Consider the following 14,080-nt stretch of genomic DNA (forward strand, 5'->3'; position numbering starts at 1 on the left):
CGAGCAAGTCTACACCCCTCGACGGGGCAGAACAAAACTCAGCAGAAACAGCGCGGCGGCCGCCACCACAATTGACGGGCCGGCCGGGGTGTCCTTGAACCAGGACAACGCCAATCCGCCACACACGGCGAGTATGCCCAGCAGGCTCGCACCCAGTGCCATCTGCTCCGGTGAGCGGGCGTGACGCTGTGCCGCAGCCGCCGGGATGATCAGCAACGAAGTGATCAGCAACACACCGACGATTTTCATCGCCACGGCAATTACCACGGCGATCAACAGCATCAGCGCCATGCGTAATCCGGCTACGGGCAAGCCCTCGACCCTGGCCAACTCCTCGTGCACAGTGATGGCCAGCAACGGCCGCCACAAGGCCACCAACAGCGCCAGAACGGCCGCGCTACCACCCAGGATCCAGGCCAGATCGGTCGGGCTGATCGCCAGCAGGTCGCCGAACAGATACGCCATCAGGTCGATCCGCACTTCGTGCATGAAGCTTAGTACCACCAGGCCCAGAGAGAGCGTGCTGGGTGCGAGAATTCCCAAAAGCGTGTCAGACGCCAGCGGCTGACGCTGTTGCAAAGTCACCAGCAACACCGCCAACAGCAAGCAGCCCACGGTCACCGCTACGGTCGGACTGACATCCAGCAAAAAGCCCAACGCCACGCCCAGCAGGGCCGCGTGGGACAAGGTGTCGCCAAAATAAGCCATGCGGCGCCAGACCACGAAGGAACCCAAAGGCCCCGCGACTACCGCCAGGGCCAGACCTGCAAGCAGGGCGTAGAGCAGAAAATCAGCCATGCTTGCAGCTATCTCCATGGACGTGGGTATGGCCCGATCCGGGCGCCTTGACCACCGAGCCATGCAGATCGTGGGCGTGGTCGTGATGGTGGTGATAAATCGCCAGGCTTTGTGCGTTTTTTCCGAACAGCTCGACGAAGGCCGGATCGCCGCTGACCTGCTCAGGGTGACCGGAACAGCAAACGTGGCGATTGAGGCAAACCACCTGGTCAGTGGTGCTCATCACCAAGTGCAGGTCGTGCGACACCATCAATACCCCGCAACCGTGACGGTCACGCAGACGGGTAATCAAACTGTAGAGTTCGGCCTGACCGGCCACATCGACACCTTGCACCGGTTCGTCGAGCACCAGCAGTTCCGGCTCGCGCAACAAGGCCCGGGCCAACAAGACACGCTGCATTTCACCGCCGGAAACACTTTGCACCGGGCTGTCGATCACCTGCTCGGCACCGACTTCCTTGAGGGCCGCCAGGGCCATCGCCCGGTCCACGCCCGGCACCAGACGCAAGAAGCGCAGAACCGAGAGCGGCAGTGTCGGATCGACGTGAAGTTTTTGCGGCATGTAACCGATGCGCAGTTTCGGCTTGCGCCAGACGCTGCCACTGTCCGGTTTCAACAGACCGAGCACAGCGCGCACCAACGTCGTCTTGCCTGCGCCATTGGGGCCGATCAATGTGACGATCTGGCCCGGTTCGACGCTCAACTCGATGTTATCCAGCACACTTTGCCCGGCAAACGTGACGGCAACCTGCTCGAGGCGGATCAGCGCGTTGCTCATCAAGCCCCCTGACAACCTGAGCAAAGACCAATCACTTCGACGGTCTGGCCTTCGACGACGAACCCGACATCCTGAGCGCTGGCGATGATCGCGTCGCTGATGGACTTCTGCTCGAGCTCGATGGCCGCGTGACATTGGCGGCAAATCAGGAACTGGCCCTGATGCGCGTGCTCCGGGTGATTGCAGCCGATGAAGGCGTTGAGCGAGGAGATCCGGTGAACCAGGCCGTTCTCCAATAGAAAATCCAGCGCCCGGTACACGGTCGGTGGCGCGGCGCGGCGGCCGTCCTGCTCACTCAGCACCGCGAGAATGTCGTACGCGCCCAGCGGTTTGTGGCTTTGCCACACCAGTTCCAGCACCCGGCGACGCAAGGCGGTCAAACGCAGGCCCTGGCGCGCGCAAAGTGCATCGGCCTCGGACAAAGCGCTGTGAACGCAATGAGAGTGGTCGTGGGGACGGCTGGCAATCGGTGTTTTAGGCATGAGCGGCGACGCGTATGGTGAGAGACGTTATTATGTTACCCGTTCTCGCCTCTTCGAGTGGTCATCGTGTCCCGACTTTTTTCTGTTTTTGTCGCATTTGTCGCCAGTTTTCTGCTGATCGGCTCGGCCCACGCCGAAGTCAAAGTCCTTACCAGCATCAAGCCGCTGCAATTGATAGCCGCTGCGGTACAGGACGGCGTGGCGATTCCGGAAGTGCTGCTGCCGCCGGGCGCCTCACCGCATAACTATGCCTTGCGCCCTTCCGATGTACGGAAAGTGCAATCGGTGGATCTGCTGTACTGGATCGGCCCGGACATGGAAGGTTTCCTGCCACGCGTGCTGAACGGTCGTACGCTGCCGAGCGTCGCCGTGCAGGATCTGCCGGGCATGAAGCTGCGCCGTTTCGCCGAAGATAGTCACTCCCACGCCGAAGAGGCCGATGAACATGACCACGATCATCGCCCGGGTAGCCTGGACGCACATTTGTGGCTGTCGCCGATCAACGCCCGTGTCATCGCGGCGAAAATGGCGGCTGACCTCAGTGCAGCCGATCCCGCCAATGCCACGCGCTATCAAAGCAATCTCAAGGCGTTCGATGAACGTCTCGATGCGCTGGATCTGCGCCTGAAGAAACGTCTGGCCGGTATTGAAGGCAAACCTTACTTCGTGTTCCACGAAGCCTTCGATTACTTCGAGGACGCTTATGGGCTCAAGCACACCGGCGTTTTCAGTGTTGCAGCCGAAGTGCAGCCCGGCGCCCAGCATGTCGCGGCGATGCGCGCGCGGCTGCAGGAAGTGGGCAAGACCTGCGTGTTCAGCGAACCGCCCCTGCGTCCGCGCCTGGCGGAAACCCTGGTGGCCGGGCTGCCGGTGAAACTGGCGGAACTGGATGCGCTGGGCGGATACACACCAGCGACTGCCCAGGGGTATGAGCAGGTACTGGAAAAATTGGGCAATGACCTGGCAGGGTGCCTTGAGTCGCTGTAACTGACACAAAACCTGTGGTGAGGGGGCTTGCCCCCCTCACCAAAACTTAGAGCGCGAAAGGCAGCGGCGTATTGACCTTCTGCCGCTGCGCCAACCGCAGTTGGAACTCCATCGGATCGTGAATCAACACGTCCTGCCCGGCGAACGACTCCGCTGCGATCAGGCGTGACAGCCAGAAGCGCACGCAAGCCACACGCAGCATGGTCGGCCATAGCTCGGCTTCGGCAGCAGTGAATGGCCGCAGGGCCGCATAGGCCCCCAACAAAGCCCGGGCACGTGGCCCATCGATCAGCCCCTCTTCGTCCGAACACCAGTCATTCAAGGCAATCGCCACGTCGTAGAGCATCGGCCCCGAGCAGGCGTTGTAGAAGTCGATCAGCCCGGTCAGGTGCGTTCCTTCGAACATCGCGTTATCGCGGAACAGATCGGCGTGGATGTTGGCTCGCGGCAGCGCCAGAATTTTCTCTTTTTGCCGAGTGATTTCTTCCAGCGCCCGTTGCAGCAGGTCTTTCTGCTCGGCATTCAGGTGCGACAGAAACTGCGCCCCCTCTTCCAGCATCCAGTCGAGGCCGCGATCGGTTTTGCGCTTGATCATGTTGGCTTGAGTCGCCAGGTGCAGATGGCCGAGCAACTCGCCGACTTGCGCGCAATGTTGCGCATTGGCTTGCTTGATGTGCTTGCCGGCCAGGCGCGGTTGCAACAGCGCTGGCTTGCCGGCCAGTTCGCGCAGGGCAACACCGTCGGTGGTGCGCAAGGCGTAAGGCACCGGCAGATCGGCTTCGTGCAGCACGTCGAGCAGTTCAATGAAGAACGGCATCTCCTGGACCGGACCACGCTCGACCAGGGTCAGGACGAATTCGCCCTGCTCCAGGCTGATAAAGAAATTGGTGTTTTCGCTACCGGCGGCAATCCCCTGGAAATCAAGCAGGCGGCCGAGGCCATAAGGGGCGAGAAAAGCTTCCAGCTCGGGCCGAGCCAGGGGAGTGAACACAGACATGTTTAAACTGCCAGTACGGGCGCCGCCAGCAGGCCAGCGCCGATTGAAATTAAGAAACTATTTCCACTCAAAGATCTTCCACGACGGTATCAGCATATCCGGCTGATCCGAGCGGATGTAGTTTGCATCGGTGCCATCGGCACGCACAAGAAAGTACGGCTTACCTATTTTCGGCGTGACCTTGATGGCATACAAAAAACCATTTTGCCGATATTCCTGAATGGTTTTATCGCCTTCCGTGCGAATGGTTACTTCCGGATCTGCGGAAGGCGCATCGTCCGCCGCCATGGCGGCTAATGGAGCGATCGCAAACAAGCCAGCCAGCAACAGGCGATTTAGTGTGCACATGATAACCTTGTCCCTTTGTCGTCAACGGTCCCGCTATTCTAGCGCCGGACCCGCCGAAAAGGTTGATCCTGCTCATGAGCCAAGCTCCCCTCGTCCTGGTGGACGGTTCTTCTTACCTGTACCGCGCCTTTCACGCGCTGCCGCCACTGACCACGTCCAAAGGCCTGCCGACCGGTGCGGTCAAGGGCGTACTGAACATGCTCAAGAGCCTGCGCAAGCAATATCCGGACAGTCCGTTCGCCGTGGTGTTCGATGCCAAGGGTGGGACATTTCGCGATGACCTGTACGCCGAATACAAGGCCAACCGTCCGAGCATGCCCGACGACATGCGCGTGCAGATCGAGCCGCTGCACCAGAGCGTGATCGCTCTGGGCTTCCCGCTCCTGTGCGTTGATGGCGTCGAAGCCGATGACGTGATTGGCACTCTGGCCCGCAGCAGCGCAGCCGCCAACCGTCCGGTGATCATCTCCACCGGCGATAAGGACATGGCACAACTGGTCGACGGCCACATTACCTTGGTCAACACCATGACCGGTAGCAGCATGGACGTGGAGGGCGTGAAGGAGAAATTCGGCGTCGCTCCCGAGCAGATCATCGATTATCTGGCGCTCATGGGCGATTCTTCCGACAACATTCCGGGAGTTCCGGGCATCGGTCCGAAGACCGCTTCCGGCCTGCTGGTCGGGGTCAATGGCGGGCTGACCGAGCTCTACGCGCAGCTCGATATCGTGCCGACCCTGCCGATCCGGGGCGCCAAGACCCTGCCGGCCAAGCTCGAAGAGCACAAGGAAATGGCGTTCCTGTCCTATCAGCTGGCGACCATCAAGGTCGACGTGCCGCTGGATATCGGCCTCGAAGACCTGCAAATGGGTGCCGAAGATCCGGAAAAACTTTACGAGCTCTACAGCCTGCTGGAATTCAAGAGCTGGTTGAACGATCTGCAACGCGACGCCAAGCGTATCGAACTGAGCGCTGCCGCCGAGCCAGAGCCGCTCGCCGACCTGTTCAGCGCCGCCGACGCCGAAGCGCCCGCGGTCACCTCCGAAACCCGATACGAAACCGTTCTTGATCAAGCACGGTTCGACGTCTGGCTGGAGAAACTGCACAACGCCAAACTGTTCGCCTTCGACACCGAAACCACCGGCATCGACGCGCAACAGGCGCAACTGGTGGGCCTGTCATTCGCCGTGCAGGCCAACGAAGCGGCCTACATCCCGCTGACCCATTCCTACATCGGTGTGCCCGAGCAACTGGACCGCGACACCGTCCTGCGCGCCCTCAAGCCGATCCTGGAAGACCCGAACAAACTCAAGGTCGGCCAACACGCCAAGTTCGACATGAACATCCTGGCCAACTGCGCCATCGGTGGCGATCAGGCCAACGGCATCACTGTGCGCGGCATTGCCTTCGACACCATGCTTGAGTCCTACGTGCTCAACTCCACGGCGACCCGCCATGACATGGACAGCCTGGCGCTGAAGTACCTGGATCACACCACAGTGAGTTTCCAGGACATCGCCGGTAAAGGAGCCAAGCAGCTGACGTTCGACCAGATTGCCCTTGAGCAGGCCGGGCCTTACGCCGCCGAGGACGCCGACATCACTTTGCGCCTGCACCAGGCGCTGTTCGAGAAACTCACCGCTATCCCGAGCCTGGCCAGCGTGCTGACCGACATCGAAATTCCGTTGGTGCCCGTGCTGGCGCGCATCGAACGCCAAGGGGCTTTTGTCGATGCCGCGCTGCTGGGCCTACAAAGCATCGAACTGGGCGACAAGATGGTCGCGCTGGAGCGCGAAGCCTTTGAGATCGCCGGCGAAGAGTTCAACCTCGGTTCGCCCAAGCAGCTGGGGACCATCCTCTACGAGAAACTCGGTCTGCCGGTGCTGAAGAAAACCGCCAAGGGCCAGCCATCCACTGCCGAGGAAGTGCTGGCCAAACTGGCCGAGGACGACTATCGCCTGCCGAAAGTGCTCATGGAATACCGTTCCATGAGCAAGCTGAAAAGCACCTATACCGACCGCTTGCCGGAGCAGATCAACCCGCGTACCGGGCGCATCCACACGTCTTACCATCAGGCGGTGGCGTCCACTGGACGCCTGTCCTCCAGCGATCCGAACCTGCAGAACATTCCGGTGCGCACCGCTGAAGGGCGTCGCATCCGCCAGGCTTTCGTGGCCCCGGCCGGTTACAAGTTGCTGGCGGCGGACTACTCGCAGATCGAGTTGCGGATCATGGCTCACCTGTCCCGCGATGAAGGCTTGATGAACGCCTTCCGTCACAATCTGGACGTGCACACCGCGACCGCCGCCGAGGTGTTCAAGGTCGAGCTGGCCGAGGTCACTTCCGACCAGCGCCGCAGCGCCAAGGCGATCAACTTCGGTCTGATCTACGGCATGGGCGCACAAAAGCTCGGCAAGGACATTGGCGTGGACACCAAGACCGCCAAGGCCTACATCGACACTTACTTTGCCCGTTACCCCGGCGTTCGCCAATACATGGACCGCACCCGCGCACAGGCGGCGGATCAAGGGTATGTGGAGACGTTCTTCGGGCGGCGGCTGTACCTGCCGGAGATCAACTCCAACAAGCCGCAGGAACGCGCCGCCGCTGAACGCACGGCGATCAACGCACCGATGCAAGGCACGGCGGCGGACATCATCAAGAAAGCCATGGTCGCGGTGGATAACTGGCTCGCCACATCCGGCCTCGATGCCAAAGTCATCCTGCAAGTGCACGATGAACTGGTGCTTGAGGTGCGTGAAGACCTGGTCGATCAGGTCAGCGAGGAAATTCGCCTGCACATGAGTGGCGCGGCGAAACTGGACGTTCCGTTGCTGGTGGAAGTGGGCGTAGGCAACAACTGGGATGAGGCTCACTGAGCCTTCTGACCAGACACTGCTCTCCTGCTGCGGCGTAGTGCCGCAGCAGAGCAAACGAAGGGTGATTATTCCGGAAGGCGCTTAGGGTTATTCCAAAGGCATTCGAAAAAAATCTGAACTAATCCGCCAAAACACCACTCAGAGTTACTGAATGGCTGGTGAAGCCCTTCGATGCTCCTATGTTGTGTTAAGTGTTGGCAGATATCTGGACCCCGCCCTAGCGGTCTAGAACTTGAACCCCGGACCTTCCCCCTCCCCATAGAAGTCCGGGGTTTTTTTTGCCTGCAGCTTTTACTCGGCCGCTTCGGCGCCCTTGTCCGCCAGCTCCATCCAGTCCGCCAGTACAGTGTAGGCGTCTTCCAGGCCCATGCGTTTTGGCGCCGAAAAAAGCTGAATGGTCACGGCATCGCCCCAACCCTTGCGAATTTCCGACTGCACTTTGAGCAGCGTGTTCTTGGCTGCACCGTAGGTGAGCTTGTCCGCTTTGGTCAGCAGGATATGCATGGGCATGCCGCTGGCGACGGCCCAATCGAGCATCAGCAGGTCGAAGTCGGTCATTGGATGACGGATATCCATCATCAGAATCAGACCCTTCAGGCTTTCGCGACTGCCCAGGTACGCTTCAAGGTGACGCTGCCAGTGTTGTTTGAGCGGAATGGGTACTTTTGCGTATCCGTAACCTGGCAGGTCGACCAGACGGCGTTCATCGTCTAGCTTGAAGAAGTTCAACAACTGTGTGCGACCCGGCGTTTTCGAGGTTCGCGCCAGGCTCGCGTGAGTCAGGGTGTTAAGCGCACTGGACTTGCCGGCGTTGGAACGACCGGCGAAGGCCACTTCAAAGCCTTCGTCATCCGGACATTGGTCGACTTTGGCGGCGCTGAGCATGAAGGTGGACTGTTGGCACAGACCGAGGATGGGGTTCTTGAGTTGCATGGGATTTCCGATGTGGGCGGCGCCTGGAATGGGCGCGGCAAGCGGTGTCGCTTCCGTTTCACTGACGCCAGTATATAATGCCGCAGATTTTGTGTGCGCTTTGTCCCAGCGTAGGATGAAGTTCATGAGAGCGATAGACCTTGATTGCGCATTAGAACGCAACACGCTCTCAACCCTGAAAAGGTCGTTTTATGACGAAATGGCTGCTAGTTGCCGGTGTCTTGATGCCGCTTTACAGCGCTCAGGCTACACAGGATCCGGAAGCTGTGTACAACCGTGTTTGTGGTGCCTGTCATTCCGGCCAACTACCCATGGCGCCCCGCAAGGGCGATCAGGCAGCTTGGACGCCGAGGTTGGCGAAAGGTATGGAGACGCTGGTGCAACACGTGACCCAGGGTTTCAAGGCGATGCCGCCGCGTGGTTTGTGCATGGACTGCAGTGCCGAGGATTACCAGGCCATCATCCAGTGGATGAGCGAGTAATCCCGGTCCATAACTCTTTAACCCTTAGCCGTAGTTGGATTAGCTGATGAACAAATTGATCGTGAGTCTGCTGTTGACCGTGGGGATCTCCGGCATTGCCCATGCTGCAGGTGAGCCAGCAAAACCTGGTGACGCCACTGCAGGCCAGGCAAAAGCCGCCGTATGTGGTGCCTGTCATGGCCCGGATGGCAACAGCATGGCGCCTAACTTTCCAAAACTGGCCGGCCAGGGTGAACGCTACCTGACCAAGCAACTGCACGACATCAAGTCGGGCAAGCGCACGGTTCTGGAAATGACAGGCCTGCTGACCAACCTGAGCGATCAGGACCTGGCCGATATCGCTGCCTATTTCTCCAGCCAGAAAGGCAGTGTCGGTGCCGCCGATGAGAAGCTTGTGGCTCGCGGTCAGGATTTGTTCCGTGGCGGCAAAGTGGATCAGGGCATGCCTGCGTGCACCGGTTGCCACTCGCCCAATGGCGCGGGTAACGCGGCAGCCGGCTTCCCGCACTTGGGTGGTCAGCATGCTCAATACGTGACCAAGCAACTAACTGACTTCCGTGAAGGTAACCGTACGAACGACGGTGACACCATGGTCATGCGCAGTATTGCCGCGAAGCTCAGCAACAAAGACATCGAAGCGGTGTCCAGCTACATTCAGGGCCTGCACTAAGACCGGCGAATCGGGCGTTGCGCAGGGTGTCTATCGCCTGCCACGTTAACGCTCGATTAATCCATCGCAGCAAGTATAAAAAGGGTGGCTTTGGCCGCCCTTTTTTGTGGCCGCTGCCGTTACACTACAGAACTCAAGCCCGCCCGGACCTGTCTGAAAAGAGGTCGCGCGTGGCGATAAATTTGTCCAGGAGTAAAGCATGCGTAATCTGATCATCAGCGCCGCACTCGTCGCTGCCAGCCTGTTCGGCATGACTGCCCAGGCCGCCGAAGCCCCCGCTACCCCTTATGTCGAACTGACTAATCCGGTTCCGGTTGCCGTGCCTGGCAAGATCGAAGTGGTGGAGCTGTTCTGGTACGGCTGCCCGCATTGCTATGCCTTCGAGCCAGTGATCAATCCGTGGGTTGAAAAATTGCCGTCCGACGTGAATTTCGTACGCATCCCCGCCATGTTTGGTGGTCCATGGGACGCCCACGGCCAAATGTTCCTGACCCTTGAAGCCATGGGCGTCGAGCACAAGGTGCACGCTGCGGTGTTCAACGCCATCCAGAAAGAACACAAAAAGCTGACCGACAAGAATGACATGGCGGACTTCCTGGCCACCCAGGGCGTAGACAAGGACAAGTTCCTGGCCACCTTCGACTCCTTCGCCATCAAGGGCCAGATCAACAAGGCCAAAGAACTGGCCAAGAAATATGAAATCTCCGGCGTTCCAACCATGATCGTCAACGGCAAGTATCGTTTTGACGTCGGTTCTGCCGGCGGTGCCGAACAGGCCCTGCAACTGGCCGACAAACTGGTAGACAAAGAGCGAGCGGCTAACAAGGCTGCCGCCAACTAAGCGCGGTACTCACCATGCGCCGCTGGGGAACCGAACGCGTCGTTGGCCTGCATGATCCGCAGGTCAACGAACACCATCTGGAGTCTACGGGCTTGCCGGCGGACAGCCGTCTGCGCTTGCTCAGCTTCAACATTCAGGTCGGCATCAGCACCGAGCGCTATCGGCACTACCTGACCCGAGGCTGGCAACACCTGTTGCCGCACCCCGGGCGTGCCGACAATCTGCAGAAAATCGGCAATCTGCTCGGCGACTTCGACCTGGTCGCGTTGCAGGAAGCCGATGGCGGCAGCCTGCGTTCAGGCTACGTCAATCAAGTCGAACACCTGGCCCAGCTCGGCGCCTTCCCCTACTGGTATCAACAACTCAATCGAAATCTCGGGCGTCTCGCTCAGCACAGCAACGGCGTGCTGAGCCGTCTGCGCCCGTGGGCGATTGAAGATCATCCGCTGCCGGGGCCGAAAGGCCGCGGGGCGATTCTGGTGCGCTTCGGCGAAGGCCCGGAGGCGTTGGTGGTGGTCATGATGCACCTGGCACTGGGCGCCCGCGCCCGCAGCCTGCAACTGGCCTATATCCGTGATCTGATCGGCGATTACAAGCACCAGGTACTGATGGGCGACATGAACACCCATGCCAGCGACTTGCTGCAAAACTCGCCATTGCGTGACCTCGGCCTGCTGGCCCCGCAACTGGAAGCGACCTTCCCCAGCTGGCGTCCGCAGCGCTGTCTGGACCATATTCTGTTGAGCCCGACCCTGACCCTTGAAAAGGTCGAAGTGCTGGCCCAGCCCATTTCCGATCACCTGCCGGTCGCGGTAGAGATTCGTCTGCCGGGTTCGCTCACGGCCGATGCATTGCCCGCGTTGAGTCCTGCCCCTCGCGGATCCCTTGAATGAGCGACGAAACACAGCGCTGGAAAGAGAAATACCTCAAAAGCATCGAACAACAGGAAAAGCTCGAACGTCGCTGGGACGCACGCCTCGACTTGCTGCGTCGCGGCCTGGTACGCAGCACCCTGGCGGCGGAAGGCACCGACCGCGCCGTCGACCAGTGCATGAAGGAAATGCGCGAAGTGGTGCGCACCGACGACATGGACGCCGGCCTGGCCGCCCTGCTCCCGCGCCTGGAAAAAGCCGTGCTCGAGTCCGAGCAGCGCCGGGAGACACGTGTCAACCAGACCAGCGCCGCACTGACCGCACTGGTCACTCAACTGCAAAAATTGCCGCTGCCCCGAGAAGTCCGGCGACCACTGAAGCATTTCGCCAAACAACTGGATAGTCGGGTCAGCCAGGCCCGCGAGATCCCTTTGCTCCTGAGTGAGCTCAGCGGTCTGCAGGGCAAGGCCCTGAGTCAGCTGGATAGCCCGACAGAACCCGATCGACCGGGGCTGCTGCAGCGGCTGTTCGGTCACCGCGAAACCGAGGAAGCGGCCGTCGCCCTGGAACAGGCCCCCATCGCGCCGTCCGCCGAAGCCGTTTGCGCACCGGTTGCCGCGACACCCTCAGTACCTGTGGATCTCGTGCCCGCCCTCGATGAGCCGCCGAAGGCGCTTCCGGTCTCTCCCGAAGCGGTTTCCACCCCACCGGCCATCGACACTTCATCGCAAACGACAGAATCGTCAGCCGTACACGCAGTTGTTCCGCCAACCCCGGAGCCTCAACAAGAGCCCGAATCGCCCATCGAGACGACGGCCCCACCTGCTTCAGAGGCACCCAGGGAGGCGGAATTCTCCTCCGTCGTGCCGCTGGCGCAGACTGACCTGGGGACCAACCCTGACGAACTGAACCCGGTGGTGTTTCTCGACACCCTGCCACTCCCGGCGCCCATGGCCCAGGCACTGGCGGCCATCGATCCGGAGCAATCCGAGGACGACATACTCTATGCCCTGCCGGACTCGCCCGAGCCGTCGTACAGCTCGGTAGCCAAACACATCGAAGACACCTTGCTGGGCCTGCTCGACGACCTGACGCTACCTGAACGTCACCGCCCGCAAGCCGAATCGATGCGTGACCGCTTGAAAAATGGTTTGAACTGGTACGAGTTGCTACCGATCCTCGACGATCTCGCCACCTTGATGCTGGCGATCTCCGACAGCGGTCAGCACGAATTCGAGACTTACCTGCAACGACTCAATGAACGACTCGAATCGTTCCAGAGCAATCTGCAGGCTGCCAGCGACGGTCATGCCGACAACCGGTCTGCCGCGCAAGCCATGGACACGCAGATCCGCGAACAAGTCGACGGCTTGCAGAACAGCATGCATGAAGCGGCAGACCTGGATGACCTCAAGCAAGTACTGGAGAACCAACTCGAAGGTCTGCTGGGCACCATGGACCAGCACCGCAAGCAACGCGACGAGCGTGAGCAGGAGGTGGCGGGCCGCCTGAAAAGCCTGGCCGAACGGGTGGCCCTCATGGAGCAGGAGGCCCTGGGCTTTCGCGAACACCTCGAAGAGCAACGCCAGAAAGCCTTGATCGACCCGCTGACCGGTCTGCCCAACCGCGCCGCCTGGAGCGAACGCCTGGACCACGAAATCAGCGAGTGGCAGCAACACGGCAACACGCTGATGCTGGCGATGCTCGACCTCGATCACTTCAAGCGCATCAACGATAACTACGGTCACCTGGCGGGCGACAAAGTGCTGAAACTCATCGCCAGCGTGCTGCGCAAGCGCCTGCGTGGCACGGATTTCATTGCACGCTTCGGCGGTGAAGAGTTTGTCCTGTTGATGCCCTCCACCGTGCCGGCGGCCGGCATGAAGCTGCTGGAATACCTGCGCGCATCCATTGAAGCCTGCCCTTTCCACTTCAAGGGTGAGCGGGTGACGATCACTATTTCCATGGGCCTGACGGCGTTCAAACCGGGGGAACATAGCGACCTGGTGCTTAAGAGAGCCGATCAGGCGCTATACCGGGCAAAAAATGCAGGACGAAACCGGGTGGAACTGGGCTGACGGGCAATTGTTCCATTTTGTTTAAAACTGCGCGAATGGCGGCCGCGCGCGAGGCAGTACGTTACACTGTTGCATTACTGTCTTGCGCGTATCGCCCTCCACCATGAAATATTTCGCTCTTATCGTGTCGCTGATTCTGCTGGCCGGCTGCGCCAGCAGCCCCCGTTTCGACACCAGCCACCCCTCCGCCAACCACGACAGCCGCATTCAGTTCGTGGTGCTGCATTACACCAATGCATCCCAGGAGCGCTCTCTGCAACTGCTCACCCACGGTGAAGTCAGTAGCCACTACCTGATCGGCGACGACAAGAACGCGACCATCTTCAAACTGATGGACGAAAACCAGCGCGCCTGGCACGCCGGGGACAGCCAATGGCAAGGACGGACCTGGCTCAACTCCAGTTCCATCGGCATCGAAATCGTCAATCCGGGATTCAAGGACACTCCGACCGGACGTCTCTGGTATCCCTACAGCGAAGCCCAGGTCCAGTCGCTGATCGTCCTGCTCAAGGACATCAGCAAGCGCCACGCCATCAACCCTCGCAGCATCATCGGCCACAGCGACATCGCACCGCTGCGCAAACTCGATCCCGGGCCGTTGTTTCCCTGGAAACGCCTGGCGAGCGAAGGCATCGGCATTTGGCCGAACGAGCAAGCCGTCGCGAGGCAACAAGCGGTATTCGAGGCACAGTTGCCGAGCATCACCTGGTTTCAGACACAGCTGGCCCGCGTCGGTTACGACACGCCGCAAACCGGCGAACTGGACGTGGCAACCCGCCACGTGCTCGCCGCCTTTCAAATGCACTTCCGGCCGTCACGCTACGACGGAACCCCGGACGCGCAGACGGCAGCCCTCCTTCAGGTGCTTAATCAGACAAAATAATGACGCCCGCCCGGCGGTCAACGCACTTTCTCAATCAGCAGCTATAACTCAT

Annotated in this window: 14 protein-coding genes; 8 read left to right on the forward strand and 6 right to left on the reverse strand. The window is 60.3% G+C overall.

Going from position 1 to position 14,080, the window contains the following annotated elements; genetic code table 11:
- Positions 1–9: 9 nt before the first annotated feature.
- The 3 genes from znuB to zur are packed head-to-tail and all read right to left on the reverse strand — an operon-like array spanning position 10 to position 2,058.
- The gene (gene znuB, locus ACX3YF_RS06990) at positions 10–798 is read right to left on the reverse strand and encodes a zinc ABC transporter permease subunit ZnuB (protein WP_090327107.1); all 789 of its coding nucleotides are present in this window, start codon (positions 796–798) and stop codon (positions 10–12) included.
- On the reverse strand, positions 791–1,576 hold the full coding sequence (gene znuC / locus ACX3YF_RS06995; protein WP_090327104.1) for a zinc ABC transporter ATP-binding protein ZnuC: 786 nt from the start codon (positions 1,574–1,576) through the stop codon (positions 791–793). Before znuC ends, znuB begins: the two co-directional genes overlap by 8 nt.
- Positions 1,576–2,058 (reverse strand): zinc uptake transcriptional repressor Zur, encoded by a 483-nt coding sequence (gene zur / locus ACX3YF_RS07000; RefSeq protein ID WP_130207984.1) that lies wholly within the window; start codon positions 2,056–2,058, stop codon positions 1,576–1,578. Before zur ends, znuC begins: the two co-directional genes overlap by 1 nt.
- A 57-nt stretch (positions 2,059–2,115) precedes the next feature.
- On the opposite strand from zur, the gene ACX3YF_RS07005 reads away from it, so the two are divergent.
- Complete coding sequence (locus ACX3YF_RS07005; protein ID WP_130207986.1) at positions 2,116–3,045, forward strand: zinc ABC transporter substrate-binding protein; 930 nt, start codon at positions 2,116–2,118, stop codon at positions 3,043–3,045.
- Positions 3,046–3,091: 46 nt separating this feature from the next.
- On the opposite strand, the gene ACX3YF_RS07010 is transcribed toward ACX3YF_RS07005, so the two are convergent.
- Both ACX3YF_RS07010 and ACX3YF_RS07015 read right to left on the reverse strand, forming a co-directional pair.
- The gene (locus tag ACX3YF_RS07010) at positions 3,092–4,042 is read right to left on the reverse strand and encodes a homoserine kinase (protein WP_458973586.1); all 951 of its coding nucleotides are present in this window, start codon (positions 4,040–4,042) and stop codon (positions 3,092–3,094) included.
- 57 nt (positions 4,043–4,099) lie between these two features.
- Positions 4,100–4,390 (reverse strand): DUF2782 domain-containing protein, encoded by a 291-nt coding sequence (locus ACX3YF_RS07015; RefSeq protein WP_130207990.1) that lies wholly within the window; start codon positions 4,388–4,390, stop codon positions 4,100–4,102.
- Positions 4,391–4,464: 74 nt separating this feature from the next.
- On the opposite strand from ACX3YF_RS07015, the gene polA reads away from it, so the two are divergent.
- On the forward strand, positions 4,465–7,269 hold the full coding sequence (polA, locus tag ACX3YF_RS07020; RefSeq protein ID WP_196585130.1) for a DNA polymerase I: 2,805 nt from the start codon (positions 4,465–4,467) through the stop codon (positions 7,267–7,269).
- A gap of 291 nt (positions 7,270–7,560) precedes the next feature.
- Here the strand turns inward: polA and yihA are convergent, their stop codons facing one another.
- On the reverse strand, positions 7,561–8,202 hold the full coding sequence (gene yihA, locus ACX3YF_RS07025; protein WP_047535804.1) for a ribosome biogenesis GTP-binding protein YihA/YsxC: 642 nt from the start codon (positions 8,200–8,202) through the stop codon (positions 7,561–7,563).
- A 191-nt stretch (positions 8,203–8,393) separates the two neighbouring features.
- On the opposite strand from yihA, the gene ACX3YF_RS07030 reads away from it, so the two are divergent.
- The 6 genes from ACX3YF_RS07030 (at position 8,394) to ACX3YF_RS07055 (ending at position 14,028) form a co-directional block, all read left to right on the forward strand.
- The gene (locus ACX3YF_RS07030) at positions 8,394–8,684 is read left to right on the forward strand and encodes a c-type cytochrome (protein WP_103405366.1); all 291 of its coding nucleotides are present in this window, start codon (positions 8,394–8,396) and stop codon (positions 8,682–8,684) included.
- Between the two features lie 46 nt (positions 8,685–8,730).
- Positions 8,731–9,354 carry a c-type cytochrome gene (locus tag ACX3YF_RS07035; RefSeq protein ID WP_198132148.1) on the forward strand — a complete coding sequence of 208 codons (624 nt, stop codon included), beginning with the start codon at positions 8,731–8,733 and terminating at the stop codon, positions 9,352–9,354.
- 199 nt (positions 9,355–9,553) lie between these two features.
- Complete coding sequence (gene dsbA / locus ACX3YF_RS07040) at positions 9,554–10,195, forward strand: thiol:disulfide interchange protein DsbA (RefSeq protein ID WP_130207998.1); 642 nt, start codon at positions 9,554–9,556, stop codon at positions 10,193–10,195.
- 14 nt (positions 10,196–10,209) lie between these two features.
- Positions 10,210–11,088, forward strand: a complete 879-nt coding sequence (locus ACX3YF_RS07045; RefSeq protein WP_103405363.1) for an endonuclease/exonuclease/phosphatase family protein — start codon at positions 10,210–10,212, stop codon at positions 11,086–11,088.
- Positions 11,085–13,145, forward strand: a complete 2,061-nt coding sequence (locus ACX3YF_RS07050) for a GGDEF domain-containing protein (RefSeq protein ID WP_458973587.1) — start codon at positions 11,085–11,087, stop codon at positions 13,143–13,145. Before ACX3YF_RS07045 ends, ACX3YF_RS07050 begins: the two co-directional genes overlap by 4 nt.
- A gap of 103 nt (positions 13,146–13,248) precedes the next feature.
- On the forward strand, positions 13,249–14,028 hold the full coding sequence (locus ACX3YF_RS07055; protein WP_448645501.1) for an N-acetylmuramoyl-L-alanine amidase: 780 nt from the start codon (positions 13,249–13,251) through the stop codon (positions 14,026–14,028).
- The last annotated feature ends 52 nt before the right edge of the window (positions 14,029–14,080 follow it).

Source organism: Pseudomonas fluorescens group sp. PF-69 (genome assembly GCF_054481235.1).

Excerpts from the sequence above, each read along its gene's own strand:
- znuB (WP_090327107.1), bottom strand. The coding sequence starts at position 798 with ATGGCTGATTTTCTGCTCTACGCCCTGCTTGCAGGTCTGGCCCTGGCG.
- znuC (WP_090327104.1), bottom strand. The coding sequence starts at position 1,576 with ATGAGCAACGCGCTGATCCGCCTCGAGCAGGTTGCCGTCACGTTTGCC.
- zur (WP_130207984.1), bottom strand. The coding sequence starts at position 2,058 with ATGCCTAAAACACCGATTGCCAGCCGTCCCCACGACCACTCTCATTGC.
- ACX3YF_RS07010 (WP_458973586.1), bottom strand. The coding sequence starts at position 4,042 with ATGTCTGTGTTCACTCCCCTGGCTCGGCCCGAGCTGGAAGCTTTTCTC.
- ACX3YF_RS07015 (WP_130207990.1), bottom strand. The coding sequence starts at position 4,390 with ATGTGCACACTAAATCGCCTGTTGCTGGCTGGCTTGTTTGCGATCGCT.
- polA (WP_196585130.1), top strand. The coding sequence starts at position 4,465 with ATGAGCCAAGCTCCCCTCGTCCTGGTGGACGGTTCTTCTTACCTGTAC.
- yihA (WP_047535804.1), bottom strand. The coding sequence starts at position 8,202 with ATGCAACTCAAGAACCCCATCCTCGGTCTGTGCCAACAGTCCACCTTC.
- ACX3YF_RS07030 (WP_103405366.1), top strand. The coding sequence starts at position 8,394 with ATGACGAAATGGCTGCTAGTTGCCGGTGTCTTGATGCCGCTTTACAGC.
- ACX3YF_RS07035 (WP_198132148.1), top strand. The coding sequence starts at position 8,731 with ATGAACAAATTGATCGTGAGTCTGCTGTTGACCGTGGGGATCTCCGGC.
- dsbA (WP_130207998.1), top strand. The coding sequence starts at position 9,554 with ATGCGTAATCTGATCATCAGCGCCGCACTCGTCGCTGCCAGCCTGTTC.
- ACX3YF_RS07045 (WP_103405363.1), top strand. The coding sequence starts at position 10,210 with ATGCGCCGCTGGGGAACCGAACGCGTCGTTGGCCTGCATGATCCGCAG.
- ACX3YF_RS07050 (WP_458973587.1), top strand. The coding sequence starts at position 11,085 with ATGAGCGACGAAACACAGCGCTGGAAAGAGAAATACCTCAAAAGCATC.
- ACX3YF_RS07055 (WP_448645501.1), top strand. The coding sequence starts at position 13,249 with ATGAAATATTTCGCTCTTATCGTGTCGCTGATTCTGCTGGCCGGCTGC.